At 65.1% G+C, this 26,656-nt stretch carries 24 protein-coding genes and 1 other RNA gene; 24 read left to right on the forward strand and 1 reads right to left on the reverse strand.

Features of this window, described 5'->3' with window-relative positions:
* Window positions 1-5 precede the first annotated feature (5 nt).
* The 4 genes from D579_RS0105940 to D579_RS0105960 all read left to right on the forward strand — a co-directional run bounded on the left by D579_RS0105940 (window position 6) and on the right by D579_RS0105960 (window position 3,628).
* On the forward strand, window positions 6-221 hold the full coding sequence (locus tag D579_RS0105940) for a hypothetical protein (RefSeq protein ID WP_018951400.1): 216 nt from the start codon (window positions 6-8) through the stop codon (window positions 219-221).
* A 201-nt stretch (window positions 222-422) separates the two neighbouring features.
* Window positions 423-779: a hypothetical protein gene (locus D579_RS0105945; protein ID WP_018951401.1), complete on the forward strand. Its 357-nt coding sequence runs from the start codon at window positions 423-425 to the stop codon at window positions 777-779.
* Between the two features lie 235 nt (window positions 780-1,014).
* On the forward strand, window positions 1,015-2,490 hold the full coding sequence (locus tag D579_RS14195) for a hypothetical protein (RefSeq protein ID WP_196800938.1): 1,476 nt from the start codon (window positions 1,015-1,017) through the stop codon (window positions 2,488-2,490).
* Between the two features lie 22 nt (window positions 2,491-2,512).
* Window positions 2,513-3,628: a phage major capsid protein gene (locus D579_RS0105960; RefSeq protein ID WP_018951404.1), complete on the forward strand. Its 1,116-nt coding sequence runs from the start codon at window positions 2,513-2,515 to the stop codon at window positions 3,626-3,628.
* A 201-nt stretch (window positions 3,629-3,829) separates the two neighbouring features.
* Here the strand turns inward: D579_RS0105960 and ssrA are convergent.
* Window positions 3,830-4,190: a transfer-messenger RNA gene (ssrA, locus tag D579_RS14670) on the reverse strand.
* A 133-nt stretch (window positions 4,191-4,323) separates the two neighbouring features.
* Between ssrA and purL the strand changes: the two genes are divergently transcribed.
* The 20 genes from purL to flhA all read left to right on the forward strand — a co-directional run bounded on the left by purL (window position 4,324) and on the right by flhA (window position 26,614).
* Window positions 4,324-8,199, forward strand: a complete 3,876-nt coding sequence (purL, locus tag D579_RS0105965) for a phosphoribosylformylglycinamidine synthase (RefSeq protein WP_018951405.1) — start codon at window positions 4,324-4,326, stop codon at window positions 8,197-8,199.
* A 60-nt stretch (window positions 8,200-8,259) separates the two neighbouring features.
* On the forward strand, window positions 8,260-8,796 hold the full coding sequence (locus D579_RS0105970; RefSeq protein WP_018937645.1) for a PilZ domain-containing protein: 537 nt from the start codon (window positions 8,260-8,262) through the stop codon (window positions 8,794-8,796).
* A gap of 93 nt (window positions 8,797-8,889) precedes the next feature.
* Window positions 8,890-10,269 carry a sigma-54-dependent Fis family transcriptional regulator gene (locus D579_RS0105975; RefSeq protein ID WP_026289452.1) on the forward strand — a complete coding sequence of 460 codons (1,380 nt, stop codon included), beginning with the start codon at window positions 8,890-8,892 and terminating at the stop codon, window positions 10,267-10,269.
* Window positions 10,270-10,480: 211 nt separating this feature from the next.
* Window positions 10,481-11,839 carry a sigma-54-dependent Fis family transcriptional regulator gene (locus D579_RS0105980; protein WP_018951407.1) on the forward strand — a complete coding sequence of 453 codons (1,359 nt, stop codon included), beginning with the start codon at window positions 10,481-10,483 and terminating at the stop codon, window positions 11,837-11,839.
* 113 nt (window positions 11,840-11,952) lie between these two features.
* The gene (gene fliE / locus D579_RS0105985; RefSeq protein WP_018937642.1) at window positions 11,953-12,291 is read left to right on the forward strand and encodes a flagellar hook-basal body complex protein FliE; all 339 of its coding nucleotides are present in this window, start codon (window positions 11,953-11,955) and stop codon (window positions 12,289-12,291) included.
* A gap of 32 nt (window positions 12,292-12,323) precedes the next feature.
* Complete coding sequence (fliF, locus tag D579_RS0105990; RefSeq protein ID WP_018951409.1) at window positions 12,324-13,997, forward strand: flagellar basal-body MS-ring/collar protein FliF; 1,674 nt, start codon at window positions 12,324-12,326, stop codon at window positions 13,995-13,997.
* The gene (gene fliG / locus D579_RS0105995; protein ID WP_018145758.1) at window positions 13,987-14,997 is read left to right on the forward strand and encodes a flagellar motor switch protein FliG; all 1,011 of its coding nucleotides are present in this window, start codon (window positions 13,987-13,989) and stop codon (window positions 14,995-14,997) included. Before fliF ends, fliG begins: the two co-directional genes overlap by 11 nt.
* A complete protein-coding gene (locus tag D579_RS0106000) occupies window positions 14,994-15,716 on the forward strand; it encodes a FliH/SctL family protein (protein WP_018951410.1) in 723 nt (240 codons plus the stop codon). Before fliG ends, D579_RS0106000 begins: the two co-directional genes overlap by 4 nt.
* The gene (locus D579_RS0106005; RefSeq protein WP_018951411.1) at window positions 15,713-17,092 is read left to right on the forward strand and encodes a FliI/YscN family ATPase; all 1,380 of its coding nucleotides are present in this window, start codon (window positions 15,713-15,715) and stop codon (window positions 17,090-17,092) included. Before D579_RS0106000 ends, D579_RS0106005 begins: the two co-directional genes overlap by 4 nt.
* On the forward strand, window positions 17,089-17,535 hold the full coding sequence (locus D579_RS0106010) for a flagellar export protein FliJ (protein WP_018951412.1): 447 nt from the start codon (window positions 17,089-17,091) through the stop codon (window positions 17,533-17,535). The genes D579_RS0106005 and D579_RS0106010 overlap by 4 nt, the downstream gene beginning before the upstream one ends.
* A 65-nt stretch (window positions 17,536-17,600) precedes the next feature.
* On the forward strand, window positions 17,601-18,686 hold the full coding sequence (locus D579_RS0106015; RefSeq protein ID WP_018951413.1) for a flagellar hook-length control protein FliK: 1,086 nt from the start codon (window positions 17,601-17,603) through the stop codon (window positions 18,684-18,686).
* Between the two features lie 315 nt (window positions 18,687-19,001).
* Window positions 19,002-19,499 carry a flagellar basal body-associated protein FliL gene (gene fliL / locus D579_RS0106020; protein WP_018145753.1) on the forward strand — a complete coding sequence of 166 codons (498 nt, stop codon included), beginning with the start codon at window positions 19,002-19,004 and terminating at the stop codon, window positions 19,497-19,499.
* Between the two features lie 10 nt (window positions 19,500-19,509).
* Window positions 19,510-20,484, forward strand: coding sequence for a flagellar motor switch protein FliM (gene fliM / locus D579_RS0106025; protein WP_018169722.1), 975 nt, complete (start codon window positions 19,510-19,512; stop codon window positions 20,482-20,484).
* 10 nt (window positions 20,485-20,494) lie between these two features.
* Window positions 20,495-21,103: a flagellar motor switch protein FliN gene (gene fliN / locus D579_RS0106030; protein ID WP_018937635.1), complete on the forward strand. Its 609-nt coding sequence runs from the start codon at window positions 20,495-20,497 to the stop codon at window positions 21,101-21,103.
* 2 nt (window positions 21,104-21,105) lie between these two features.
* A complete protein-coding gene (fliO, locus tag D579_RS0106035) occupies window positions 21,106-21,552 on the forward strand; it encodes a flagellar biosynthetic protein FliO (protein ID WP_018145750.1) in 447 nt (148 codons plus the stop codon).
* Window positions 21,552-22,304, forward strand: a complete 753-nt coding sequence (gene fliP, locus D579_RS0106040; protein ID WP_018145749.1) for a flagellar type III secretion system pore protein FliP — start codon at window positions 21,552-21,554, stop codon at window positions 22,302-22,304. Before fliO ends, fliP begins: the two co-directional genes overlap by 1 nt.
* A gap of 9 nt (window positions 22,305-22,313) precedes the next feature.
* Window positions 22,314-22,583, forward strand: a complete 270-nt coding sequence (gene fliQ / locus D579_RS0106045) for a flagellar biosynthesis protein FliQ (RefSeq protein WP_018937634.1) — start codon at window positions 22,314-22,316, stop codon at window positions 22,581-22,583.
* Window positions 22,584-22,585: 2 nt separating this feature from the next.
* Complete coding sequence (gene fliR, locus D579_RS0106050) at window positions 22,586-23,359, forward strand: flagellar biosynthetic protein FliR (protein ID WP_018937633.1); 774 nt, start codon at window positions 22,586-22,588, stop codon at window positions 23,357-23,359.
* Between the two features lies 1 nt (window position 23,360).
* A complete protein-coding gene (flhB, locus tag D579_RS0106055) occupies window positions 23,361-24,512 on the forward strand; it encodes a flagellar biosynthesis protein FlhB (RefSeq protein ID WP_018937632.1) in 1,152 nt (383 codons plus the stop codon).
* Window positions 24,512-26,614: a flagellar biosynthesis protein FlhA gene (gene flhA, locus D579_RS0106060; RefSeq protein ID WP_018951414.1), complete on the forward strand. Its 2,103-nt coding sequence runs from the start codon at window positions 24,512-24,514 to the stop codon at window positions 26,612-26,614. The genes flhB and flhA overlap by 1 nt, the downstream gene beginning before the upstream one ends.
* The last annotated feature ends 42 nt before the right edge of the window (window positions 26,615-26,656 follow it).

Below are 26,656 nucleotides of genomic sequence, written 5' to 3' on the forward strand. Positions count from 1 at the left end.
ATGAGATGAACACCACAGCAACCAAAGCACTGAACAAGTTTTTCGAGGCGATGGAGGCGGACGAATGCAGCATTGCGGAAACTGCCGGGGTGCTGTACGGCACGGCGTACGGGCTGGTGCTGGAAAACCTGGGCCATAAGGCCGCGATTGATTGGGCGACCATCATGGTTCGCGAAACGAAAGCGCAGATCGAGCACGACCTTTCGGCGCGGAGACACTGACGGACGGCCCCGGAATGACCGGGGCTATTTGTTGTTGGGAATCATTCGCGTTTGAAAGGGTCTTTCCCGACCGGGGGAGGGTCGCACCAGCGAAAAACCGAGTTCGATTCCCAACTGCTCCGCCACGCTCCATTGTGCTGCAGGCGTTGACGGGTACAATTATCAGTATACCCAACAACATACCCCACCAAAACAGGCAAGATGGACACAAAACACGCCGAGACAACCAGCCGTTATGCAGCGGATTGGATCGACAAGCTGGACGGCCGCACCCGGCTGGCGCAGGCCGCCCGTGAACGCCTGACCGCGCTGCAGGCTGATCTGGGTGGTGTGGAGGCTTTGAGCTACCAGCGGCAAAGCATTTGCCGTCGCGTCGTTTGGTTGGAGGTTCAGATTGAGCAGCGGGAGGCCGCGCTTGCCCGTGGCGAGGAAATCGACGAAGCGCGGCATACCAACAATATCAACACCCTGACGGGTCTACTCAAGGCAATCGGTTTAGACCGTAAAGCCCGTGACGTGCCCGACCTTGCAACGTATCTACGCGAGCGCGCCGGATGAAGTGGTCGATATGCCCGACGTGTACATACAACCCCGGCCGGGGCGAGTGGTGCCCTGCCGCTCAGCGTCACGCCACGGCGCACCCTAAACGATGCCCCGAGTTCCGAGGTAGCCGGGACGCTAAGCACGTCGCCACGCTGCGCCGCATGGCGCTGGACGAACTGCACGCCGGGAACCAGTCTCGTTATGCCGCCATGTTGAACGTGGCGCACCAGGCTGCCGAGGCGGTGCGCAAGTGAATATCCGCGAAGTGATGACCGACCCGGCCCTGTTTGGCGCACAGTTCGGCGGCCCGTCATGGGAAGCATGGAGGGCGCTTCTCGCGGGCTTTTATGGCCTGCCCCTGACGGATGCCGAGGCGGAACACTGGCACGCCCTGACAGGCCGCGAGAGCGTCCCAGGCAGCGCACACGACGAACTCTGGATGACCATTGGCCGAAGGGGCGGGAAGTCCCAGAATGCGGCCCTATTGGCTGTATATGAAGCCGCCTTTCGTGACCATGCCGACCGGCTATCACCCGGCGAAATGGCGACGGTGGCCGTACTCGCGGCTGATCGCAAGCAGGCGCGGGCCGTGTTTCGGTATGTGGCCGGTCTGCTGCGCTCTAACCCGATGCTAGAACGGATGATCGTTCGCGAAGATAAAGAATCAATCGAACTATCGAACCGGGCCGTTATTGAGATCACCACGGCTTCATTCCGCGCCACGCGTGGGGCAACGTACGGCTGTGTGATCGCAGACGAAATCGCATTTTGGCGCAGCGACGAAAGCGCAAACCCGGATGCTGAAATCATTAACGCCCTACGCCCTGGCCTCGCAACATTAGGCGGCCCGTTGATTTGCCTTTCCTCGCCCTACGCGCGCCGGGGCGTTCTCTGGGATGCCTACCGCCGCCACTACGGCAAAGACTCCAACATTCTGGTCGCGCAGGCACCGTCGCGCACGATGAATCCCGAACTACCGGAACGCGTGGTGGCCGAGGCAATGGCACGTGACCCGGCATCCGCACGTGCCGAGTACATGGCCGAGTTCCGAACGGACGTGGAAACGTTCGTTTCCCGCGAGACGGTAGACGCCTGCACGGTCCCTGGTCGCCAGGAATTGCCACCGGTCCCCGACACGCAGTACCGGGCATTCACTGACCCGTCAGGCGGATCGAAGGACGCCTTCACACTGGCCATTTCGCACCGCGAGGGGGACGTGGTGGTAGTCGATGCGGTGCGCGCCCGGAAGCCGCCGTTCTCGCCCGAGGCCGTGGTGTCGGAATTCTGCGAATTGCTGAAGCAATACCGGATCAGTTCCGTTACGGGCGACCGCTACGCGGGAGAATGGCCACGCGAGCAATTTAAGAAACGCGGTATTGCGTACAAGTTGAGCGACCGCCCCGCGAGTGACATTTACCGCGACATTTTGCCTTTGTTGAATTCCGGCCGTGTGGAGTTGTTAGAAAACGATGCATTACAGCGCGAATTGATCGGGCTAGAACGGCGAACTGCACGGAGCGGAAAAGACAACATTTCACACCCGCCGAATGGGCACGATGATATTGTAAATTCGGTGGCGGGAAGTATAATAGAACATAATAAGCAGCGATCGACTCCCCGTGTCAGGTCGCTTGCTTCAGGTGATCCCGCGGGACGCGGGCTATCCGCCGGGATGGCGCAGCGGGATGCTGTCGGCCCTTTCGGTTTCGATGACGGGATCTTTTAATTCGAAACCAAAGGTAATAGCAATGACTAAACTCAACGAAACGATTGAAGGGCTGGCGCAGGATTTCACCACGTTCCAGCAGAAGCAGGACCAGCGCGTTTCGCAGCTAGAAACGGCGCTTGCTCGCAAGGCCAAGTTCGACGTTGGCGCGTCTGCGAATGATGGTCCGGAAACCAAGGCGCTTGGTGACTGGCTGCGTGGTGCCGAGTTCGACCGGAAGGCGCTTTCCGTCACCAGTGATGGCCAGGGCGTAACCGTCCGCGAGGACTGGGTGGATCAGATCTTCAAGAAGATCCGCGAATCCAGCCCCGTCCGGTCGGTGGCGAATCTCATCAGCACCGAGTCGAACGAAGTCGAGGTGCTTGTGGACCGGGGCGAGCCGGATTCGGCATGGACTGCCGAGGAAGCGAACCGGACGCAGACCGACATTGATTTCCTGACCCGCCATAAGATCGCGGTTCATGAGCACTACGCGTATCCGAGCGCGACCCAGCAGATGCTTGAGGACTCTCGATTCGATGTAGAGGGCTGGATTCAGGGCAAGGTGGGTACGCGTTTCGCCCGGCAGGAATCGGAAGCGTTTATCACTGGTGACGGCAACGGCCAGCCGCGCGGCATTCTGGATTATGACTTCGTGCCGGATGATGCTTTCGAGTGGGGCGCTGATCCGGCTGCCTACACCATCGGCACGGTCTATACCGGTGTCGCTGGCGATTTCGCCGCAGAGACACCGGATGATGCGCTTTATGATCTGGTCGATTCGCTCAAGGCGGACTATCTGCCGGGTGCGTCGTTCCTGATGACTCGTGCCATGCGGAACAAGATTCGGAAGCTGCGGGACGGTGATGACCGGAGCCTGTTGCAGATGAGTCTGGCCGATGGCGTTCCCGACACGCTCCTCGGCTATCAGGTACGCCTCGCGGAAGATATGCCCGAACTGGCGGACGGCGCTGTCGGCCTGCTGTTCGGTAACTTCAGCGAAGCCTATACCGTGGTCGATCGCATCGGCGTGAGCGTGCTGCGCGACCCGTACACCAAGCCCGGTTTCGTAAATTGGTATGTTCGCAAGCGCGTCGGTGGTGCTGTCACCAATCCAGAAGCCGTGAAGGCCCTTATCCTGGGCGCTGAACCGGCGTAAAGAAAAACCAGCCGTAGGCTGGTCTCCAGCCGAGCCGGGCGGTTAATCCCGGACAAGGTATGGTTCCACCTTGTTGATGAAACGGACCAGTTGCCCTCCTTGGGTCCCGCCTAGGGGGGCTTTTTTGTGTCTGGCCGTTGTTGGGTAGGTGATGGGGAAAAAGAAAAAGGCACCCGTAGGTGCCTGATTTTACTGCTTAATTGGTGGAGGCGGCGGGAATCGAACCCGCGTCCGCAGGACCTCCGCCTTCGGCTCTACATGCTTATTCTGTCTTTTAATTTAACCAGCGACCACCCGACAGTCAGGGCATGTAGCTGGCGATCCCGGTTGAGTTTTAATGGATCCACGCCGGGCGCGCTTCACCACGAGCTTATGAGAGTCGACGCCCGATACTGGACGCATAAGCACGGCTCCAGTCGGACGGCATCTACCGGTTTTTAAGCGGCGAGTGCGTAGTTGTCGTCGTTGGCAACTATTTTTTTGCAGCGGTTTTAACGAGGTCCACTACAGCCTCGGCATGCACCTCAGGTTTCGCGACCCGCGTCGAAGCCATGTCGCCCCCAAGTACTACATGGACAGGGTAACGCATCGGGAGTTCCCCAACCAGCGCAATTGCGGTCCCGTACCGGTCCCGCGCGGCAGGCGCCTCCGGTACAATGCGCGGCTTTCGGTACGTCCGGTTTCGAGGAAGCGTAATGCGGGTTGTGGAAGGGGGCGCGGCGGTCTCGCCGTTTCGACTGCGGGCTCTGGAGGCAGGGCTGCGGACAAGCGTACCGGGTGCCGGCCCGCTGGCGGCACGGTTCATCTATTTCGTGGAGACTCGCCGCCGGCTGAGTCCGGACGAGGAGGCGGTGCTGGCGCGCCTGCTGCGCGAGGGCGAGGCCTGGGAGGCGCCCGAATTTGCGGTGCAGCGCGAACTGGTGGTGATCCCGCGCTTTGGCACGATCAGCCCGTGGTCGTCCAAGGCCACCGAGATCGCCCACCATGCCGGACTGGAGGACGCGGTCGAGCGCATCGAGCGTGGCATCCACTGGCAGATCGGGGGCGAAGTGGCGGCGAGCGCGGATCTGGAGGTGCTGGCCGACCTGCTCCACGACCGCATGACCGAGGCGGTGATCGAGGACCCCGCGGCGGCCGCTCAGCTGTTCCACAGCGAGACGCCACGGTCGCTGGGGCGTGTGGAGCTGGGCGAGGATGCTCGCGCGGCGCTGGAGCGCGCCAATGGCGAACTGGGCCTGGCGCTGTCCCCGGACGAGATCGATTACCTGGCCGATGGCTTCTCCGTGCTGGGCCGCGCGCCGACCGATGCCGAGCTGATGATGTTTGCGCAGGCCAACTCGGAACACTGCCGACACAAGATCTTCAATGCCGCCTGGGTGCTGGACGGCGAGGCGGACGAGCGCACGCTGTTCGGGATGATTCGCCAGACCCATGCGCGCCATCCCGAGGGCGTGCTGTCCGCCTACAGCGACAACGCATCGGTGATCGCCGGGCACGAAGGTACGCGCCTGATGCCGGATGCAATTACCGGCGAGTATCGTCGCGAGGCGCTGGATCTGGCAATCCTGATGAAGGTCGAGACGCATAACCATCCGACCGCCATTTCGCCGTTTCCCGGGGCGGCCACCGGCTCTGGGGGCGAGATCCGTGACGAGGGCGCGACGGGGCAGGGGTCCAAGCCCAAGGCAGGGCTGACCGGGTTCTCCGTGTCCAACCTGCGCATTCCCGGCTTCGAGCAGCCCTGGGAGCGGGATTTTGGTCGCCCTGGCCGCATCGAAAGCGCGCGCCAGATCATGCTGGACGGCCCGATCGGCGCGGCCGCGTTCAATAACGAGTTCGGGCGGCCGGCGCTGGCTGGCTACTTCCGCACGCTGGAGATGGCGCTGCCGGATGGCGCCGATGGCGAGACCCTGTACGGCTACCACAAGCCGATCATGCTCGCCGGCGGGGTCGGGTCGATCCGCGGCGAGCATGTGCACAAGCAGGATGTGCCGGCCGGCACCCCGATCGTGGTTCTGGGCGGCCCGGCGATGCTGATCGGCCTGGGCGGCGGGGCGGCCTCGTCCATGGCGAGTGGGGCGAGCTCGGAGCAGCTGGACTTTGCCTCGGTGCAGCGCGGCAACCCCGAGATGGAGCGGCGCTGCCAGGAAGTGATCGACCGTTGTACGGCCCTGGGGGCCGGAAATCCAATCCTGTCGATCCACGATGTGGGTGCGGGCGGGTTGTCCAACGCCATTCCGGAGATCCTGGATGACGCCGGGCGCGGTGGGGTGATCCAGTTGCGCGACCTGCCGACGGCCGAGCCGGGTCTGTCGCCGATGGAGCTGTGGTGCAACGAGGCGCAGGAACGCTACGTGCTGGCGATTGCCCGCGAACATCTGGAGACCTTCCGTACCCTGGCGGCGCGTGAGCGCGCCCCGTTCGCGGTGGTGGGCGAGGCCACGGACGAGGGACACCTGAAGGTCGAGGACGACCTGTTCCACGAGCCGCCGGTGGATATGCCCATGGGCATGTTGCTGGGCAAGATGCCGTTAATGACCCGCGAGGACCGCCGCCGGGCGCCGCCGGTGACGGACTTCGACCCCGAGGCCTGTCCGTTGGCGGAGGCGTTGGAGCGCGTGCTGCACATGCCTGCGGTCGCGGCCAAGCACTTCCTGATCACGATCGGGGATCGCAGCGTGGGGGGGCTGGTCGCGCGCGATCAGATGGTCGGTCCCTGGCAGGTGCCGGTGGCGGACTGCGCCGTCACGCTGACGGATTTCGACGGGTATACCGGCGAGGCGATGGCGATGGGCGAGCGCACGCCGCTCGCGATCCTGTCGGCGCCGGCCTCCGGGCGCATGGCGATCGGCGAAGTGGTGACCAACCTGGCCGGGGCCGATATCGATGGCACGGATGCGATTCGCCTTTCGGCCAACTGGATGGCCGCCGCCGGGGTACCCGGCGAGGACGCCAACCTGTTCGACACCGTGCGCGCCATTGCCGAGGACCTGTGTCCGGCGCTGGGGATATCGATCCCGGTGGGCAAGGACTCGCTGTCCATGCGCACGGTATGGGAGACCGAGGACGGGCAGGCGCGGCACATGCACGCCCCGGTCTCGTTGATCGTGTCGGGCTTTGCCCGGGTCGCGGATACCCGCCGGACCCTGACGCCGCAGCCGGATCCGGCGGCGGACGATCGGCTGTGGCTGATCGATCTGGGCGAGGGCTGCTCGCGTATGGGGGGCTCGGCGCTGGCTCAGGGCTACGGGCATATTGGCGAGACCGCCCCGGACGTGGTGGATGCCGCCCGCCTGCGCGCCTTCTTCGATGCCATCGGCACCCTGCGCCGCAACGGCCTGTTGCGCGCCTACCATGACCGCTCCGACGGCGGACTGATCACGACCCTGCTGGAGATGGCCTTCGCCGGGCGCTGTGGGCTCGATGTGGAGATCCCTGGCGGCCAGCCGGTAGCGGCCTGGCTGTTCAACGAGGAACTGGGTGCGGTGGTCCAGATGGCTGCGGGTTCCGAGTCCGCGCTGCGCGACGCCTTCGCGGAGGCGGGGCTGGAGGCGCACCTGCATCCGGTGGCGCGCCTGCGCGAGGACGAACAGATCGCCATCCGCCAGGACGGGCGGGATCTGTACACCGGTGACCGTGCCGGTCTGCAGCGTCAGTGGCAGGAGACCTCGGCGCGCATGCAGCGGCTGCGCGATGATCCGGAGTGTGCCGACGAGGAGCTCGCGCGGGTGGATGCCGATGGCGGTCTGCGGCCACGGGTGAATTTCGATCCGGCCGAGGATGTGGCCGCCCCGATGATCGCGCGCGGCGAACGTCCGCGCATTGCGATCCTCCGCGAGCAGGGGGTCAATGGGCAGCTGGAGATGGCGGCGGCGTTCGAGCGCGCCGGGTTTGCCCCGGTGGATGTCCACATGACCGACCTGCTGGATGGGCGTCAGGATCTGGGCTCGATGCAGGGGATGGCCGTCTGCGGCGGGTTTTCCTACGGCGACGTGCTGGGTGCCGGCGGCGGCTGGGCGCAGACGATCCTGAATCATTCGGCTCTGCGGGATGCCTTCCAGGGGTTCTTCGAGCGTCCCGAGACCTTCACGCTGGGGGTCTGCAACGGCTGTCAGATGCTTTCGCATCTGGCACCGCTGATCCCGGGGGCCGATCACTGGCCGCGTTTTGTGCGCAACCGTTCCGAGCAGTTCGAGGCGCGCCTGTCGCAGGTGCGCATCGAGCCGGGCCCGGCGGTGCTGCTCGACGGAATGGCCGGCTCGGTGTTGCCGGTTGTGGTCTCCCATGGCGAGGGACGCACCCGTTACGCTGACGGTGTGCCGGTCCACGATCAGGCCACCCTGCGCTACGTGGAGGCCGATGACACCCCGGCGACGGTTTATCCGGCCAACCCGAATGGCTCGGCCGGCGGAGCCACCGGCTTCGCCAGCGAGGATGGGCGTGCGCTGATCATGATGCCGCATCCAGAACGGGTGTTCCGCAGTGTGCAGCATAGCTGGCACCCGGCGGACTGGGGCGAGGAGGGCCCGTGGTTGCGGCTGTTCCGCAATGCCCGGGTATTTGTCGGCTAAGGCCCACCATGGTCTATAACGGAAACATTTGTTCCGGCGACGAGGGAGGCGGGAGCGCACATGGATGACGCCAGTCAGGACGAGTTTCTCGGAGATGACCTGCGTGTGACGACCGCGCTGATGATTGGTCCGTCGGTCCGGCCCGCCACCGATCCGGTGCTGGCGCAGCGCCTCATCGAAAACCTGGACCTGTTCGACGCCGCCCACCCACGCGGCGCGATGCCGCACGAGGACGAGACTTCGCCCGAGGTGCAGCGCCTGGAACACAAGCTGGATCTGTTGTTGCACCTGGTCGCAGAGTCACTCCACCCCGAGCGTCCCGATCCGGTGGAGGCGACGCTCAGTGGCCACGGGATTGTGCTGCCCGCAGGCACGTTGCCGGAGGGTTGTGAGCGCGTGGAGGTCTACCTCAGCCGCCTGTTGCCCCAGCCGTGCGTGCTAGGCGTCGAAAGTCCGACGACACGTGGAGGCTTGCAGATGACCCGCTGGACGGGGGTCGAAGGTCCCCTGGAAGAGGCGATCGGTCGCTGGATCTTTCGCTTGCATCGCCGCGAGGTCGCCGGGAAACGCCAGAAAGTTGACGGCAATCACAAATAGGCTCGATACTGCGAACTCGATCACACCATTGGATGCCGGCCGGGGCGTTTCCCGGGCGGGCGCATCCGATCGCGGCAGTCGGGGCACAGCGGTATGCGGGGTTCGGGGGAACAACAACAGGCGATGCGCATTGCACTCAGCGGCGATGCAGGAGCCACGGACGCAACACAGGCGATCCTGAACTGCCTCGGCTGCGTGGCCGAGACCCACACCAACCCGACTGACCTGATGGATGGCACACCCGCCGCAGCCGTGTGGCTTTGCGGGCCTGCCGCCGAGCTGTCCGCACGCCTGCAGGAGCCGCGCGGGGATTTGGCGCCGGTTGTTGTGCAACCGACTGACGGTGGCAAGGTGCAGGCCGACGGGGTGGATTGCATCGTCGAGCATCCGCTCTCGATTGGCCGGGTTTCTCAGGTCCTCCAGTGGCTGCGCTTCGGTCGCGAGCCGGGGTACGACGATATCCCCGGGCTGGTCGGGTCGCATCCGACCATGCAGGCGGTCAAGCGTCTGGTCGGGCAAGTGGCGCGAACCGATGCCACGGCGCTGATTCTGGGCGAGACCGGTTCCGGCAAGGAGGTGGTGGCCCGCGCGATCCACAACGCCTCCGACCGCGCGGATAAACCCTTCGTGGCAGTCAACTGCGGCGCCATCCCGGCGGACCTGCTGGAGAGCGAGCTGTTCGGCCACGAGAAGGGCGCGTTTACCGGCGCCTTCACCGCGCGCGCCGGCCGGTTTGAACTGGCCGAGGATGGCACGCTGTTTCTCGACGAGATCGGCGACATGCCGTTGCCGATGCAGGTGAAACTGCTGCGCGTACTGCAGGAGCGGGTGTTCGAGCGGGTGGGTTCCAACAAATCGATCTCGGCCCGCGCGCGAATCATCGCGGCTACCCACCGGAATCTGGATGACGCGGTGGCGGAGGGCGGTTTCCGTCAGGATCTGTTTTTCCGCCTGAGTGTATTCCCGATCGAGCTGCCACCTCTGCGCGAACGCACCAGCGACATGCCGTTGCTGATCGCCGCTCTGGAAGACCGGCTGCGCGAGCAGGGCATGGCCCCAGCCCACCTGACCCCTGCGGTGGTTGCCCACCTGGGTCAACTGGCGTGGCCGGGAAATATCCGCGAGCTGGCGAACCTGCTGGAGCAGCTTGCGATCATCTATCCGGATCTACCGGTGGACCTGGCGCAGCTGCCACCGCGGGTGCGTCCGGACGGAATCGAGGATCTGACCCTGCCGCCGACTACGCCGAATGGTTTCGAAGGCGGTTCCGCGGCGGGCTCCAACCTGCTGGCCGGTGGTCTGCCACCGGAGGGCGTCGATCTGCGCAGCTTCCTCAACGACCTGGAACGCGACATGATCACCCGTGCCCTGGACGAGACGGGACACGTGGTGGCGCGCGCCGCGCGGCGTCTGGGCATGCGGCGGACCACGCTGGTTGAGCGCATGCGCAAGTTCGGGCTGGGCAAGGCCTGAGAAGACGCGAATGCGGGCGTGAACGCGCCCGGAAATCGGTGTGCTCAAGTGGACGGAATCCCGTCACTCGCAGGAGCCTAGATGGACGACCCCAGCGTCATAGGCTTGACGAATCCCGGTTCGATCCAGAAAAACCCTCTATAAACTAATCGCCTGCATTGGTGGCGCGATGTTTGCTAGATCTTCCCCGAATCGATACGGGAAGAACTTCATGTCGCGAGCCACGATCCTGCTGGTGGATGCCGAACCCGAACTACGAGAGGCCGTGGTCCAGGTGCTGGCCACGATCCCGCGGGTGCGTCTGCAGACGTGTACTGCCGACGCGCTGGTGCAATCCCTGGAGGTGTCCGCCCCGGCGGTCATCCTGCTGGCGCATCCTGCGGACCTGTCCCGGGATGCCCTGAGCCAAGCCACGGCAGCACTGGCGGCAGTCAGCCGCGACGCAAGCCAGGATCAGGAGCTGGCTGCGATGCGACATGGGCTGGAGGCGCACTTCGCGCTCCCGCGGATGGCGGACGAGCTGGCCGGGTGGCTGCGTCCGCGAGTGCGGCCGGAGCCGTCGCTCGAGGTCCCTGCATTGGTGACACGCAGTCCCGTGATGCGCGGCATCGATCGCTTCGTTACGCGCATTGCCGGCAGCACGGCAACCGTCTTCGTTACCGGTGAGTCGGGGGTGGGCAAGGAGGTCCTGGCGCGGCAGCTGCACGCGCGCTCGCCGCGGCGACGGGGACCATTCGAAGCGATCAACTGCGCCGCACTGCCCGAGGCGATGCTTGAGGCGATGCTCTTCGGGCATGCCAAGGGCGCCTTTACCGGCGCGGTCGAGGCGCGACCGGGCAAGTTTGTGCGGGCTGACGGCGGCACATTGCTGCTGGACGAAGTGACGGAGATCCCGGTGCATTTGCAGGCAAAGCTGCTGCGTGCGCTGCAGGAGCGCGAGGTCGAGCCCCTGGGCGGGCGGCGGCCGCAGCGCGTGGACGTGCGCGTGATCGCGACCTCCAATCGCGATTTGCGCGCGGCCGTGGCCGAAGGGCATTTGCGTGAAGACCTGTACTACCGACTGAACGTCTTTCCCCTGTGCATCCCGCCACTGCGCGAGCGTGCGGAAGATATTGTGCCCTTGGCCGAGGCGTTGCTCCGACGCCTGAGTGGCGGCCAGCTCCAGACCCTGGATGACGGCGCACAACGACGGCTGCGCGAACACGACTGGCCGGGCAACGTGCGCGAACTGGCGAACGTGATGGAACGCGCGGTCACATTGCATGACAACGCGGATCCGCAGGTGAGTGCAGAGTCGGTTTGGCTGGATGCGGACATGGTGAACCCCTGGAGTACCGGGGCCGGCGAGGTGACCACCGGGGCGCAATCGATACCGGATGACGAGAACCCGACACCGATGCTGGAGCAGACCCTGCAGACGCAGGAGAGCAGGGTGATCATGAACGTCCTGCGCGAGTCCGGCGGGCGGCGCAAGGAGGCGGCCGACCGGCTGGGAATCAGCCCCAGAACATTGCGTTACAAGATTGCGCGTCTGCGCGAGCACGGCTTTGCGGTGCCCGCGTCGGGCTAGTGTGCCGTCGCCTGGCATATGGATTGCTTGAGAGTTTCTGTCGAACACGAAAATACGGCGGGCCCTTCGTGGTCGGTCGGCCGGCGTAACAAGACGCCCCGGGGGTAGTGAGCATGAGCGAGATGCAGATCCAGAACGTCCTGCAGCAGATGCGTCAACTGACGCAAGCCAACGGCGTGGAGAACACGAATGCGGCTCAGCAGACGCGCGAACCCCAGCGCGTCGGCGGCGCGGACTTTCAGAACGTGCTGACGGAGTCGCTGCGGGGTGTCAATCAGGTACAGCAGCAGGCGACCGATCTGCAGACGCGCTTCGAGTTGGGCGACGACAACGTGAGCCTGCCGCAGGTGATGACCGCGATGAGCAAGTCGAGCATCGCCTTCGAGGCGACCAACCAGGTGCGCAACCGTCTGCTGACGGCGTATCAGGAAATCATGCGGATGCAGGTCTGATCGGCCGATCGGGCTGAGGGAGAGAACGGACGATGGCCGAAAATGCACAATCCCTGCCCGCGGTGGTGACCGGCGGGATCAAGGAGTTTAACGGGATGCCTGCGGGCCGCCAGCTTGCCCTGATCGGGATGCTGGCGGGTGCCATTGTGGTGATTGTGGCGCTGCTGTACTGGGCGCTGCGGCCGACCTACGTACCGCTGTTTCCGCGCATGGATGCGGAGGATGCGGCGGAGGTCGTGCAAGTCCTTTCGCAGGCCGGTATCCAGTATCAGGTCGATTCCACGACGGGGCAGGTGAAGGTGCCCCAGGGCGAGGTGGCGGGCGCGCGACTGCAGCTGGCCGGCGAAGGCCTGCCACGTTCCGGCGACATGGGCTTCGAGCTGCTGCAGGAGGATACCGGCCTGGGTACGAGCCGGATGATCGAGGGGGCGCGCCACCATCGGGCGATGGAGGGCGAACTGGCGCGTACTGTGGCATCGCTGAATGCAGTGGACCGGGCGCGTGTGCACATTGCCGAGGGTGAGCAGTCGGTGTTCGTGCGTGATCGGCGCCCGGCCAGCGCGTCGGTGGTCGTGCACCTGCGCGGTGGGCGGTCCCTGAGCGAGTCGCAGGTCGGTGCGATCGTGCACCTGGTCGCGTCCAGCACCTCTGATCTGGATCCTGATCGGGTCACTGTGGTGGACCAAAGTGGGACGCTCCTGACCCAGGATGGCGGCGAGACGGGCATGGGTGGTAGTGGCGACCGCCTGAGTTTCACCCGCGACGTGGAGACCCGCTATACCGACCGTATCCGTGACCTGCTGATTCCGATCGTCGGGCGCGACAAGGTACGGGTGCAGGTGAACGCGGACATCGACTTCTCGAGCGTCGAGCGCACCGAGGAACTGTACGATCCCGAGACGATTGCCCTGCGGTCCGAGCAGACCCGCGAGGACGAGCGCACCGGACCCGAGGGCGGTATCGGGGGTGTCCCCGGGGCGCTGACTAACCAGCCGCCCGCCGGTGGGGTTGTCGGCGAGGAAGGCGAGGAGGGTGATGGCCCGCCCGCGGCGCTCCCGGGCAGCCGCAGCACCAATATCACCCGCAACTACGAGGTGGATCGCCGCATCAACCATATCCGCGAAATGCCGGGCGGCGTGCAGCGCGTGTCCACGGCCGTGGTGGTGGACTTCCGCCAGGAGGTCAACGAGGACGGCGAGACCGTGCAGGTGGCGAGGGATGCGGAGGAACTGCAACGCATCGAGGCGCTGGTGCGCGAGGCGGTAGGATTCAATGCCGAACGGGGGGATACGATCAATGTAGTGACCGCCCCGTTCGAAGCGCCCATCGAGGCGGTGGCGGCGGACGAAATTGCGTTCTGGGAACAACCCTGGTTCCTCGAGGTGGTCAAGATCGTGGCGGCATTGCTGCTAGCTCTGATTATCCTGTTGACGGTGGTGCGTCCGGCGATGAAACATCTGATGAAGCGGCCGGCTCCGCCGCCGCGGCGCGAGGAAGATCGCGAGGCGCTGACCGACGAGTCAGGCGGCAGCGAGACGGGCATGGCGATGGGTCAGGGTGAGGGTTCGGCCGTGGCTGCGCTGACTGGCCCCAAGGGGCCGGACCAGCAGGAGATGGATCTGGAGGCGGTGCGCGAGATGGTCCGCGAGGACCCCAAGCGCGTGGCACAGGTGATGAAGACGTGGTTGGGTGACGATGGCCGCTGACAAGAACGCCAAACAGGAAGGTGCCGAGCGCGCCGCCGTGTTCATGATGAGCCTCGGCGAGGACGCGGCGGCCGAGGTCATGCGCCACATGGGGCCCAAGGAGGTGCAGAAGATTGGCACCGCGATGGCCTCCATGGACCGCATTTCGCGCAGTGACGTGAACGCGGCGCTGCACGAGTTCTCCACTCACGTGCAGGAACAGACGGCGCTGGGGGTGGGTGCCGACGAGTACGTGCGCAGCGTCATGGAGAGCGCGCTGGGTGACAAGGCCTCGGGCCTGATCGACCGCATCCTGCTCGGACGCAATTCCAAGGGGATCGAGGCCCTCAAGTGGCTGGACCCGCGGGCGATCGCCGACATGCTGCGCAACGAGCACCCGCAGATCGTGGCGATTGTGCTTTCCCACCTCGACTCCGACCAGGCGTCGGACACCCTGCAGTACCTGCCCGCGCGGGTGCAGTCCGACATCGTGATGCGCATTGCGACCATGGATGGCGTCCAGCCCCAGGCCCTGCAGGAGCTGGACGAGATCCTCGACCGTCAGCTTTCCGGCAATGCCGCGAGCAAGACGTCGATGCTGGGTGGCGTGCGTTCGGCGGCCAACATCATGAACTTGATGGAGGGCTCACGGGAGGCGGAGATCATGGATACGATCAAGGAGTCCGATTCCGATCTGGGTTCGCGGATCGAGGAAGAGATGTTCGTGTTCGAGAACCTGGTGGAGATCGACGACCGCGGTATCCAGACGCTGATGCGCGAGATCCAGACGGAATCGCTGGTGCTTGCGATGAAGGGTGCCGACGACGACATGAAGGACAAGATCTTCCGCAACATGTCCAAGCGCGCGGCCGAGATGCTGCGCGAGGACCTCGAGGCCAAGGGCCCGGTCCGGGTCAGCGAGGTCGAGGGTGCGCAGAAGGAGATCCTGTCCGTGGCCCGCCGGCTCGCGGAGAACGGCGATATCGTCCTGGGTGGCGGTGGTAGCGAGGCGATGTTGTGACCGATGGCCCGGCGGCCAGGCTTTACACCGACGCGGCGGCATCGCTCTGGGAGCCGCCGGAGATTGGTGACAATGGGGTCCATCCCCCGCGTCGCCTGCCGACGGCCGCCGAGATCGAGGAGATCGAGGACGAAGCCCGCAAGAACGGGTTCGAGGGCGGTTATGCCGAGGGGCATGAGCTTGGCAAGAAAGAGGCCGAGAAGGCCACCCGGGCGCGCGAGGACAAGAAACTGCGCGAGACGGTCGCCATGCTGGAATCCGTGGCCGGCGGCCTTGCTGATCCCCTGGCGGATGCCGCCGATGCCCTGGAGCCGGAGTTGTTGGCGCTGGTGACGGCGCTTGCACGCAAGGTCGTCCAGAGCGAGCTGGAGACGCGACCGGAGCAGATCCGGACGGTCCTGGAGGGGGCATTGGCCCAGCTTCCCGGGCGCAACCAGGAGGTTCGGGTGCACTTGAACCCGGAGGACCAGGCGCTGGTGGAGGCCTATGGTGAGCGGGCGGATGCGCGCATCACCTGGGTCCCGGACGCGGGCCTGGCGCGCGGCGGCTGCCGTCTCGAATCGGGCGCGGCGAGCGTCGATGCAAGTCTCGAACGGCGTCTGCAGCACGCCGTGGAAGCCCTCTGGGATGGGGAGTATCCGGAGATGGACAGCGCACCCGACGAGGAAGATCACCAGTCCGCCACTTCCGTGGACAGCGCGGCCCCGGAGGATTCATGAGTACCCCGATTGACGAGGTGCGCCGCAAGGGCCGGGAACGACTGAGTAGTGGCTTGTTGGATCGTTTGCAGCAGTCGCGCGGGCGGGTCGAGCGGGTCAACCCACCGCAGTCGGAGGGTCACCTGTCGCGCCTGACCGGCCTGACGCTGGAGGCGGAAGGCCTGCGCTTGCCCATTGGGGGGCGTGCGCTGATCCACGGCGAGAACGGAGACACGGTGCCGGCCGAGGTCGTCGGTTTCCAGAATGAACGCACGTTCCTGATGCCCGAGGAGATCGCGGCGGGCCTGACGCCCGGCGCGCGCATCGAACCGCTGGACAACCAGCGTCAGATTCCGGTCGGGGAGGGGTTGCTGGGCCGCGTGATCGATGCCAACGGGCAGCCGCTGGACGGAAAAGGCCCAATCCGTACCCATGAGTTTGGGCTGTTGGCCGGGCGGCCGATCAACCCGCTGCAACGCGCACCGGTACGTGAGCCGCTGGATGTTGGCATCCGGGCAATCAATGGTCTGCTGTCGGTGGGTCGTGGTCAGCGCCTCGGTCTGTTCGCCGGATCCGGGGTCGGCAAGAGTGTGCTGCTGGGGATGATGACGCGCAACACGACGGCGGACGTGATCGTGGTCGGACTGATCGGCGAGCGCGGTCGGGAAGTGAACGAGTTCATCCACGAGATTCTCGACGAGGAATCGCGCACGCGCACGGTGGTGGTCGCGGTGCCGGCCGACCAGTCGCCGCTGCTGCGTCAGCACGGGGCCTGGGTGGCCACTGCGGTGGCGGAGCATTTCCGCGACCAGGGCCTGCACGTGCTGTTGCTGATGGACTCCCTGACCCGCTTTGCCCAGGGCGCCCGCGAGATCGCGATGGCGATCGGCGAGCCGCCGGCCTCCAAGGGGTATGCGGCATCGGTATTTGCGCGCCTGCCGCAACTGGTGGAGCGCGCTGGCAACGGCGACGTAGGGGGCGGCTCGATTACCGCCTTCTATACCGTGCTCGCCGAGGGCGATGACCAGAACGATCCGATCGTGGACGCCGCGCGCGCGATCCTGGACGGCCATGTCGTGCTGTCGCGCGAGGTGGCAGAGACCGGGCGCTACCCGGCGATCGACGTCGGTGCATCGGTCTCGCGCGTGATGTCGTCGCTGATCTCGCCGGAACACGAGCGGGCGGCGCGACGCTTCCGCGGCCTTTCCGCCACCTATATGCAGAACCGCGATCTGATCGCGGTCGGGGCCTATCGCAAGGGTGCCGACCCGCATCTGGACGAGGCAGTGGCGATGCACGAGCGCCTCGAGGCGTATCTGGCGCAGGGTCGCGAAGAGGCCGTCGGCTTTGACCGGGCGCGGGATGACCTGCTGGCGCTGGTTGGCGGGGCGGCATGAACCCGAAGCGCCTGGAACGACTGTTGCGCCTGCGCCGGATCGAGGAGAGCGAGGCCACCCGCCAGTTGGGTGAACGTCTGCAGCAACTGGATGGCATTGCCGGTCAGCGCGATCGCCTGGAAACCTATCAGCGCGAGTATCTGCAGGCGACCCTTCCGGATGACGCCAACGCCCTCAAGTGGTTGGCGGGCATGCGCGACCAGTTGCGCTCGGCGCTGGAGCAACAGGATCTGCGCATTCAGGCCGCGGAGTCGCAGGTGGAGACCGCGCGCCAGGAGTGGCTGGAGCGCCACCGCAACAGCCTGTCGCTGGAAAAGCTGCTGCAACGCCGGAAGGCCGAGACGGCGCAACACGGCGCCCGGCGCCAGCAGACCGAACAGGATTTGTGGGCCACGCGGCAGGCTCATGCGCGCGAGGAAGCGTCGCGTTGGCAAAGTTCTTGAATGGACCGTGACTATCGATTAGGGCAAGGGCCCGGGGATCCGCCCGGCACACCGAGGATTCGGAGATGATCGCGACACAGAACACCGGTCAGGGCATGCTGCCGCTGCTGCAATTGCTGGGCGGCGAGGCATCGCTGCAGGACCTGGACGGCCTGAAGGGGCTGAAAGGGAAGGACGGCGAGGGGTTCCTCGCGGTTCTGGAGCCGCAGATGGAGGCCTTGTTGGCGAACCTGGGCGTGCCCGGGGACGAGCTGGAAGGCCTTGATCTGGAAGCCATGCTGGCGCGGTTGCAGGATCTACTCGACGGGCAGGGTTTCGCCGCGGGCGACGAGGCGGGTGGCAAGGGCTTGCCGGTCGCCAGCCTGATGGCGGGAGTGCAGGAACCGGGGCGCATGGACGCCGCCCGTGGGGAGGCGGGCGCCTCTGGCCGCGGGGGTACCGAGGGCCAGGCGTTGCCGGTCAAGCCCCTGCCTGCAGCCGTCATGCGCCTGTTTGTCGAGGCGAGCCAGGCGGCAGGCGGGCGCGACGGCCTGGCCGCACTGAAGCCCGAACTGCTGGGCGCGCAGGGCGGGCTGTCGCGGGACGGTGTGCTCGATGTCCTCGCCCAGTGGATGACCCAGGGCGGGGACGAGTCGCGTCGGGGGCGTACCGATCCCCTGGGGGGCGTCCTGCCGGCTCTCGCCGGTGGCCAGGCCGAGGGGGCGGACGCTGCACGCGCGTTGCCGCGACTGGACCTGACCCGGCTCCTGCAGCAGCCCAATGGGGCCCGCGAGCTGGCCGATCAGGTGCGCATGCTCGCCCAGGCACAGGGTGGACGAACCGAGCTCAAGCTGCATCCCCCGCAGCTGGGCAGTCTGGATATTCGGGTGCTGGTCGAGGGTGACCGCACAAGCATCCAGTTCATTAGTGCCAATCCGGTGACCCGCGAGGTGCTGGAGGCGGCCATGCCGCGCTTGCGCGACAGCCTCGCCGAGAGCGGGCTGATGCTCGAGGACGCGACCGTCTCCGACCAGGCGGCCGAGGAGCAGGCCGAGCAGGATGAGCGCCAGGCCGCCGCCGGGACAGATTCGGAACTGGACGAGGCCGAAGACAACGAGAATGGCGGCAGCACGCTCTCGATGCTGAATCGGCGCCTGGATCTGTTTGCCTGAGGCGAGCCCGGCGCGGGCTCGGTCTTGTCTTGCGATATCCGATGGGCGGCCGGCGGTATCCGTGACCTGCCCCATCGGGCGTCTTTCTCTGTCGTAGCGATCTTCCATGAGTGCCGCCAAGAATCCGTCTTTCCCGCGCGGCGGGCGGCCGATTCTTGACGTTATCGCCCGTTCCTTCCCCCGAAGTGTCCTTCCTTCCCCTTCAGTACTGGTCGCTAACTATCGGATAAATCGATAGAAAGCCAATGCTGGCATCTGCCTTGCTAAGGTCTTTTCCGAGATCAAATCCTCGGTTTACCGGACAGCGGGTGCGACATGGCGAAGAAGGAAGTCAATCTGGACGACGAAGAAGGCGGCACCCCGAAGAAGGGCGGCATGGGCAAGCTGCTTGTGCTGCTGCTGATCGTGATTCTGTTGGTGGGCGGCGGGGCCGCTGCGGCCTGGTTCTTCCTGGTTGCGGGCGACGAGGCTGCCGAACAGGTGGTGGAAGGCCCGCCCGAGCGCTTCTACACCAGCCTGGAGCCGATGACTGTCAACATCGAAGCGCCGGGACGCATCCGGTATCTGCGTGCCGAGGTGAGCCTGGTGACCCACGAGGCGCCGGTGATCGAGGCGTTCGAGCGGCATATGCCGGCGATCCGCAACGACATCCTGGGCATCCTGGCGGAACAGCGTTACGAGGATCTGAATACGCGTGATGGCAAGGAATCGCTGGCGGAGGAGCTGAAGGAAGCAATCCGCGAGATTCTGCGCTCGCGGGATGCGCCGGACGCGGTCGAGGCCGTGTTGTTCAACGAACTGGTGATGCAGTAGGAGCCCCGTTATGGCGCAGACGGATATCCTCAGCCAGGACGAGATCGATGCCCTCCTGCATGGTGTGGACGAGGGCGACGTCGAGACCGAAGACCCGTATCCGAGTGACGGTCAGGCGCGGGAATTCAACTTTGCCACGCAGGATCGCATCGTCCGTGGGCGCATGCCCACGCTGGAGATGATCAACGAGCGCTTTGCGCGTCAGCTCCGGGTCCGTCTGTTCAATGTACTGCGTCGTTCGGCCGAGATCTCGGTGGTCGGCACCCGTATCACCAAGTTCTCCGAGTACATGCACTCGCTGTTTGTCCCCACCAGCCTCAATCTGGTGCGGGCGCATCCACTGCATGGCACCGGCTTGTTCGTGTTCGATCCCAAGCTGGTGTTCATCCTGGTCGACAACTTTTTCGGTGGCGACGGACGCTACTACACCCGCATCGAGGGACGAGACTTCACCCCGATGGAGATGAAGGTCGTCCACGGCGTGCTGGAGGGGGCCTTCGAGGATATGCAGAAGGCCTGGCAGCCGGTGATGGAGCTCAAGTTCGAGTTCCTGAACTCCGAGGTCAACCCACAGTTCGCGAACATCGTCTCGCCGACCGAAATCGTGGTTATCAGCGAGTTCCACATCGAGCTCGACGGGGGCGGCGGCAATCTGCACGTGACCCTGCCGTACTCGATGATCGAGCCGATCCGCGAACAGCTGGATACCGGCATCCAGTCGGATCGCTCCGATGTGGACCAGCGCTGGATGCACGCGCTGCAGGAGGAGATCCAGACCGCCGAGGTCGAGATCAGCTCCATGCTGGCGGAGACCGAGGTCACCGTGCGCGAGCTGCTGGATATCCAGCCGGGCGACATCATTCCGGTGGACCTCCCCGAGAAGATCACCTTGCAGGTCGAAGACATCCCGATGTTCCGCGGGAAGTTCGGCGTATCCAATGGCATGAATGCGATCCAGGTTTCGGAACGCATTATCAAACGATAGAGGGCGCAGCATGGCTGACACCGACGATCCCAAACAGGACACCCCGGCCGTGGATGAAGATACCGCGGGCGCTGAAACCATGGCCGACACCGAAGGCGGCAGCGATGACCAGGCGCTGGCGGATGAGTGGGCGGCGGCCCTGGCCGAGCAGAAGGATGACGACGGCGAAGACGCGGCTGATCCCGATGAGTTGCTGAACGCCGCGCAAGGCGGGGCTGCTGCGGGGGGAGGTGATGACGCGACCGCAGCGAAGCAGACGCCGAAGTCCGAGAAAAAGGAGCGCAAGCACCAGCCCGATTCGTCCGCGGAGGCCCTGCAGCCCGAACAACTCTCGGGGGTGGTGCAGGGCGACGGCGAGGAGATGAATCTGGAGATGGTGCTGGACGTTCCAGTGACGATCGCCATGGAGATCGGCCGCACGCGGATCCCGATCCGCAACCTGCTGCAGCTGAACCAGGGCTCGGTGGTGGAACTGGACCGTCTGGCCGGGGAGCCGCTGGACGTGCTGGTGAATGGCACGCTGATCGCGCATGGCGAGGTCGTGGTGGTCAACGAGAAGTTCGGGATCCGGCTGACCGATGTGATCAGCCCCAGTGAGCGCATCCGCAAGCTCAAATAGCCATGAATCCACGTAATACGCGCAGTTCGGCCCTCGTCCTGGCGGCCGTCACGGGGACCCTCTGGCCATTGACTGCCCTTGCGGAGGGTGGCAGTGGCGGGGCCGCGGCCTATCTGACCCAGCTAATCGGCGGTCTGGTACTGGTGATCGGTGCCATTGTGGTGCTGGGCTGGATCCTGCGCCGGACCCAGGGCGGACTGAACCGCGGCTCGCAGGTGATCGAGATCGTCGCGGCACGTTCGGTGGGCACGCGCGAGCGTCTGGTGCTGGTTCAGGTGGGCGATGAACAGGTGCTGGTGGGCGTGGCGCCCTCCGGCATGCGCACCCTGCACACGATGCGCGAGCCGGTGGTGGCGCCGGCCGGGGAGACGCCGGATTTCTCCAGCGCACTCAAGCGCGCCGTGACCCGCCGGGCTCCGCCCGGTAGCAGCGAGCGGGGGCAGTCGTGATGGCGCTGTTCCTGCGGTTCGCGCTGGCACTGGGCCTGCTGCTCCTGCCGGGGCTCGCCGGTGCCCAGGTGGCGCAGGGCATCGAGGCCCTGACTGTGACCACCAACGGAGACGGGGGCGAGACCTACTCGGTCACGCTGCAGATCATCCTGTTGATGACGCTGCTCACCCTGCTGCCGTCGATCCTGATCATGATGACGTCCTTCACCCGGATCATTGTGGTGTTGGCGATCCTGCGCCAGGGCTTGGGCACGACCCAGACACCCTCGAACCAGATCCTGATCGGTTTGGCCTTTTTCCTGACCCTGTTCGTGATGGCCCCGGTGCTCGACGAAATCTACGAGACCGCGTTTGTGCCCTACGTGAACGAGGAGATCGGGACAGAGGAGGTGATCGAGGCGGGGGTGCAGCCGTTGCGCGAGTTCATGTTGATGCATACCCGTGAAAGCGATATCGCGATGTTTGCCGAGATCAACGGGATCGACGGATTCGAAGAGGCGGATGACATCCCGTTGAACCTGCTGGTGCCGGCGTTCATTACCAGCGAGCTCAAGACCGCATTCCAGATTGGCTTCCTGATCCTGATCCCGTTCCTGATCATCGACCTGGTGGTGGCCTCGGTCCTGATGTCGATGGGGATGGTGATGCTCTCCCCGCTGATTATCTCGCTGCCGTTCAAGGTGATGCTGTTCGTTCTGGTGGACGGCTGGGCGCTGATGATGAACACCCTTGCCACCAGTTTCTTCGTGTAGGAGAGCGCGATGACACCCGAACTCGTTGTGGATATCGGTCGCGAGACACTAACCGTGGTGGTCCTGCTGGCCGCGCCGCCGCTGCTGACGGCGCTGGCCGTGGGTCTGACCATCGGGATGCTGCAGGCAGCGACCCAGATACAGGAAATGACCCTGTCGTTCATCCCCAAGCTGCTGGCGATGTTCGCGGCGCTGCTGATCAGCGGGCACTGGATGCTGGCGTTGTTGATCGACTACACCGAGCGCCTCTACGAGAGTGCGCCGGGGATGGTGGGGTAGGCATGGCCCTGGCGGCGGAACAGCTGGTGCTGTGGGTGGGGGCGGTCCTGTGGCCGTTCGCCCGCATTGGCGCCATGCTCGTCGCCATGCCGATCTTCGGCGCGGATACGGTCAATGCGCGGGTGCGCATGGGGCTGGCGCTGTTGCTGGCGATCTTTGTGGCCATGCAGGGCCCGGTCCTGCCGGATATCGATCCGTTGAGCCTTGAGGGCGTGCTGGTCACCCTGCACCAGGTCGCGATCGGCGTGTTCATGGGGTTCATTCTGCAGATGGTGTTCTCGGCCGTGACCCAGGCGGGCGAGGTGGTCGCACTGGGTATGGGCCTGGGTTTTGCCTCCATCATGGATCCGGCCCAGGGGGTGCAGGTCCCGGTGGTCTCCACCATTTTCGTCATCTTCTCGACCCTGCTGTTCCTCGCAATGAACGGCCATCTGATTGCTCTGGAGCTGATGTTGACCAGCTTCGAGACCATGCCGATCGCCCCGACCGGTCTGAACGCCGAGGCCTTCTACGCCCTGGTGGCCTTCGGCTCCACGATGTTTGTGGGCGCGGTGCTGGTGGCATTGCCGGCGGTTGCGTCGCTCCTGTTGGTGAATATCTCCATGGGGGTCATCACCCGCGCGTCCCCGCAGCTCAACATCTTCGCGGTGGGTTTCCCGATGATGATCCTGATCGGGTTCGTGCTGATGATGTTGATCCTGCCGGGCCTGCCGGAACGTTTTGGCGAACTGATGTTCGAGGCCTTCAACCTGATGCAGACCCGGATGGGCTTCTGAAATGGCCGAGAACGAAAGCGGACAGGAAAAAAGCGAAGAGCCCACTCCGAAACGCCTGCGCGAGGCGAAGGAGAAGGGGCAGGTCCCGCGCTCGCGCGAGCTGAGCACCTTTCTGGTGCTGATGGCGGGCGGGAGCTTCCTGCTGATGTACGGCCCGAACATGGGGGCGCAACTTACTGAACAGATGAGCAGTCGCCTGGATTTCGAACGCGAAATGGCCTACGACTCGTCGCTGTTATTGCCGTATCTGGCCGACGAGATTTTCCGCACCCTGCGGACCCTGTTCCCTCTGTTCGGCGTACTGGTGGTGGCCGCGGTACTCGCGCCGATCGTGATCGGCGGCGCCAATTTTTCCTGGAAGGCCGCCGCGCCCAAGGTCTCCAAGCTGAATCCCGGGAAGGGCCTCAAGCGAATCTTCTCCTGGCAGGGGCTGATGGAGTTCGGCAAGACCTTCGCCAAGTTCGTACTGATCAGCAGTGTCGCGGTCGCCGTGCTGGCCACCTTCTCCGACCGGCTGCTGATGCTCGGTTACGAGCCTGTTCATCAGGGCATCATCCATGCCGCCCAGCTGGTTCTGGGAACCTTCATCGCGGTCTCGGCGGCCCTGATCGTGGTCGCCGCCATTGATGCGCCGTTCCAGATGTGGAATCACCAGAAGCAACTGCGCATGACCCGGCAGGAGGTCAAGGACGAGTACAAGGAGACCGACGGCAAGCCAGAGGTCAAGCAGAAGATCCGTCAGTTGCAGCAGGAGATGGCGCAGCGGCGAATGATGGAAGAGGTCCCCAAGGCCGACGTGATCATCACCAACCCGACCCACTACGCCGTGGCTATCGTCTACGAGGCCTCGCGCATGGCGGCACCGAAGGTGGTGGCCAAGGGCGTCGACGAGGTGGCCGCCTCGATCCGTGCAGTCGGGGACGAACACGCGATCATCCGCGTCGAGGCCCCGCGCGTGGCCCGCGCCATCTACTTCACCACCGATCTGAACCAGGAAGTGCCCAACGGGCTGTTCGTGGCCGTGGCCCGCATCCTGGCGTACGTCTACCAGCTCAAGCGGGCCGATGCCGACGCGCAGATGCCGGATGACCTCCCAGTACCCGAGGACTATCTCGATCCTGACAAGCAACGCGGCCCGCGGAGGGATCGCTAATGGCCTTCTTTGACCGTCTGGGTAACGTGGGCAAGTGGGGGCTGGGGGCGCCGATCCTGCTGATCGCGATGCTCTCGATGATGGTGCTGCCGCTGCCGCCGCTGGCGCTGGATGTGCTGTTCACCTTCAATATCGCGCTGTCGCTGGTGGTGATCATGGTCGCGGTGTACACCCCGCGGCCGCTGGAATTCGCGGTCTTCCCGACGGTGTTGCTGGTCGCCACGCTGCTGCGCCTGGCGCTGAACATCGCCTCCACCCGCGTGATCCTGCTGGAAGGCCACACCGGCACGGATGCCGCCGGCAAGGTCATCCAGGCCTTCGGCGACTTCGTGGTCGGCGGCAACTACACCGTGGGGCTGGTGGTGTTCGCGATCCTGATCATCATCAACTTCGTGGTGGTGACCAAGGGGGCCGGGCGTGTGTCCGAGGTCAGCGCCCGCTTTACCCTGGACTCCATGCCCGGCAAGCAGATGGCGATCGACGCCGACCTGAACGCCGGCATCCTGACTCAGGAAGAGGCGCGCAAGCGCCGCGAGGAGATTGCCAGCGAGGCGGACTTCTACGGCTCCATGGACGGTGCCTCCAAGTTCGTCCGCGGCGATGCCATCGCGGGGATCCTGATCCTGTTCGTAAACATCATCGGCGGGCTCACCATCGGTGCGGTGCAGCACGGCATGTCGATCGGCGATGCCGCGACCAACTACGTGTTGCTGACCATCGGCGACGGCATCGTTGCCCAGATCCCGTCGCTGGTGCTGTCCTCCGCCACCGCGATCATCGTGACCCGCGTGACCAGCAGCCAGGACATGGGCCAGCAGGTGTACGGGCAGATGTTCTCCAACCCGCGGGTCCTGTACGTCGCCGGTGGCGTGATCGGCGCGCTGGGCGTCGTGCCGGGCATGCCCAACGCCGTGTTCCTGGGGCTTGCGGCGCTGATCTTTGGCTGGGCCTACCTGCTCAAGCGCCGGAGCCGCGAGGCCGAGGTGGAAGTGGAGCGCATCCCGCAGGAAGACGAAGGCGGGGCTCGTTCGGAGGATCGCGACCTGACCTGGGAAGATGTCCCGCCGGTGGACTTGGTCTCCCTCGAGGTCGGCTACCGCCTGATCCCGCTGGTGGACCGTACCCAGGACGGTCAGTTGATGGGGCGGATCAAGGGCGTGCGCCGCAAGCTGTCGCAGGAGCTCGGGTTCCTGCTGCAGCCGGTGCACATCCGCGACAACCTGGAGCTGAGCCCGAACGCCTATCGGATCAGCCTGCTGGGCGTCACTGTGGCGGAGGCCGAGGTGTTTCCCGATCGCGAACTGGCGATCAATCCGGGCGAGGTCTTCGGCACCGTGCCGGGCACCCCGACCAAGGACCCGACCTTCAACCTGGATGCCTTGTGGATCGACCCGTCGGATCGCGACCAGGCCCAGGGCGCCGGCTATACCGTGGTCGACTGCTCCACGGTGATTGCGACGCATCTGTCGCAGGTGTTCCGCGAGAACGCCCATCGCCTGATCGGGCACGAGGAGGCACAGCACCTGCTGGATCAGCTGGCGCGGCATTCGCCGAAGCTGGTGGAGAACCTCGTGCCCAAGACCCTGTCGCTTTCGATCGTGCTGAAGGTGTTGCAGAACCTGCTGGCCGAGCAGGTCTCGATCCGCGACCTGCGCACGATCGCCGAAACCCTGGCAGACGACGGGGTGAAGAGTCAGGATCCCGGCACTTTGACCGCAGCGGTGCGCGTCGCGCTGTCGCGTTCCATCGTCCAGGACCTTGTGGGACCGGAGGATGAGTTGCCACTGATTGCCCTGGACCCATCGCTGGAACAGCTCTTGCATAAGTCCCTGCAGGGCAGCTCGGGTGGCACGGTTGGACTGGAGCCCGGGCTGGCGGAACGGTTGCAGCGTTCGGTTGCGGACGCGGCGCGGCGCCAGGAGACAGCCGGCCAAGCGGCGATCCTGGTGGTGGCACCGGAGATCCGTTCCTGGATTGCCGGCTGGTTGCGCGGCGCGGTTCGCAGCCTGACCGTCCTGGCGTTTACCGAGATCCCCGACAACCGGCGGATTCGGGTAGTGGCCACGGTCGGTCAGGAAGAAACGGCGAAGCAGTCCGCATGAGACATAGGGGTTCCGCCGCGTGAGCGGCGCAGGAGATCAAAG

Source organism: Thioalkalivibrio sp. AKL12 (assembly GCF_000377925.1).
Taxonomy (GTDB): Bacteria; Pseudomonadota; Gammaproteobacteria; order Ectothiorhodospirales; family Ectothiorhodospiraceae; genus Thioalkalivibrio; species Thioalkalivibrio versutus.

Excerpts from the sequence above, each read along its gene's own strand:
- D579_RS0105940 (WP_018951400.1), top strand. The coding sequence starts at position 6 with ATGAACACCACAGCAACCAAAGCACTGAACAAGTTTTTCGAGGCGATG.
- D579_RS0105945 (WP_018951401.1), top strand. The coding sequence starts at position 423 with ATGGACACAAAACACGCCGAGACAACCAGCCGTTATGCAGCGGATTGG.
- D579_RS0105960 (WP_018951404.1), top strand. The coding sequence starts at position 2,513 with ATGACTAAACTCAACGAAACGATTGAAGGGCTGGCGCAGGATTTCACC.
- purL (WP_018951405.1), top strand. The coding sequence starts at position 4,324 with ATGCGGGTTGTGGAAGGGGGCGCGGCGGTCTCGCCGTTTCGACTGCGG.
- D579_RS0105970 (WP_018937645.1), top strand. The coding sequence starts at position 8,260 with ATGGATGACGCCAGTCAGGACGAGTTTCTCGGAGATGACCTGCGTGTG.
- D579_RS0105975 (WP_026289452.1), top strand. The coding sequence starts at position 8,890 with ATGCGGGGTTCGGGGGAACAACAACAGGCGATGCGCATTGCACTCAGC.
- D579_RS0105980 (WP_018951407.1), top strand. The coding sequence starts at position 10,481 with ATGTCGCGAGCCACGATCCTGCTGGTGGATGCCGAACCCGAACTACGA.
- fliE (WP_018937642.1), top strand. The coding sequence starts at position 11,953 with ATGAGCGAGATGCAGATCCAGAACGTCCTGCAGCAGATGCGTCAACTG.
- fliF (WP_018951409.1), top strand. The coding sequence starts at position 12,324 with ATGGCCGAAAATGCACAATCCCTGCCCGCGGTGGTGACCGGCGGGATC.
- fliG (WP_018145758.1), top strand. The coding sequence starts at position 13,987 with ATGGCCGCTGACAAGAACGCCAAACAGGAAGGTGCCGAGCGCGCCGCC.
- D579_RS0106005 (WP_018951411.1), top strand. The coding sequence starts at position 15,713 with ATGAGTACCCCGATTGACGAGGTGCGCCGCAAGGGCCGGGAACGACTG.
- D579_RS0106010 (WP_018951412.1), top strand. The coding sequence starts at position 17,089 with ATGAACCCGAAGCGCCTGGAACGACTGTTGCGCCTGCGCCGGATCGAG.
- D579_RS0106015 (WP_018951413.1), top strand. The coding sequence starts at position 17,601 with ATGATCGCGACACAGAACACCGGTCAGGGCATGCTGCCGCTGCTGCAA.
- fliL (WP_018145753.1), top strand. The coding sequence starts at position 19,002 with ATGGCGAAGAAGGAAGTCAATCTGGACGACGAAGAAGGCGGCACCCCG.
- fliM (WP_018169722.1), top strand. The coding sequence starts at position 19,510 with ATGGCGCAGACGGATATCCTCAGCCAGGACGAGATCGATGCCCTCCTG.
- fliN (WP_018937635.1), top strand. The coding sequence starts at position 20,495 with ATGGCTGACACCGACGATCCCAAACAGGACACCCCGGCCGTGGATGAA.
- fliO (WP_018145750.1), top strand. The coding sequence starts at position 21,106 with ATGAATCCACGTAATACGCGCAGTTCGGCCCTCGTCCTGGCGGCCGTC.
- fliP (WP_018145749.1), top strand. The coding sequence starts at position 21,552 with ATGGCGCTGTTCCTGCGGTTCGCGCTGGCACTGGGCCTGCTGCTCCTG.
- fliQ (WP_018937634.1), top strand. The coding sequence starts at position 22,314 with ATGACACCCGAACTCGTTGTGGATATCGGTCGCGAGACACTAACCGTG.
- fliR (WP_018937633.1), top strand. The coding sequence starts at position 22,586 with ATGGCCCTGGCGGCGGAACAGCTGGTGCTGTGGGTGGGGGCGGTCCTG.
- flhB (WP_018937632.1), top strand. The coding sequence starts at position 23,361 with ATGGCCGAGAACGAAAGCGGACAGGAAAAAAGCGAAGAGCCCACTCCG.
- flhA (WP_018951414.1), top strand. The coding sequence starts at position 24,512 with ATGGCCTTCTTTGACCGTCTGGGTAACGTGGGCAAGTGGGGGCTGGGG.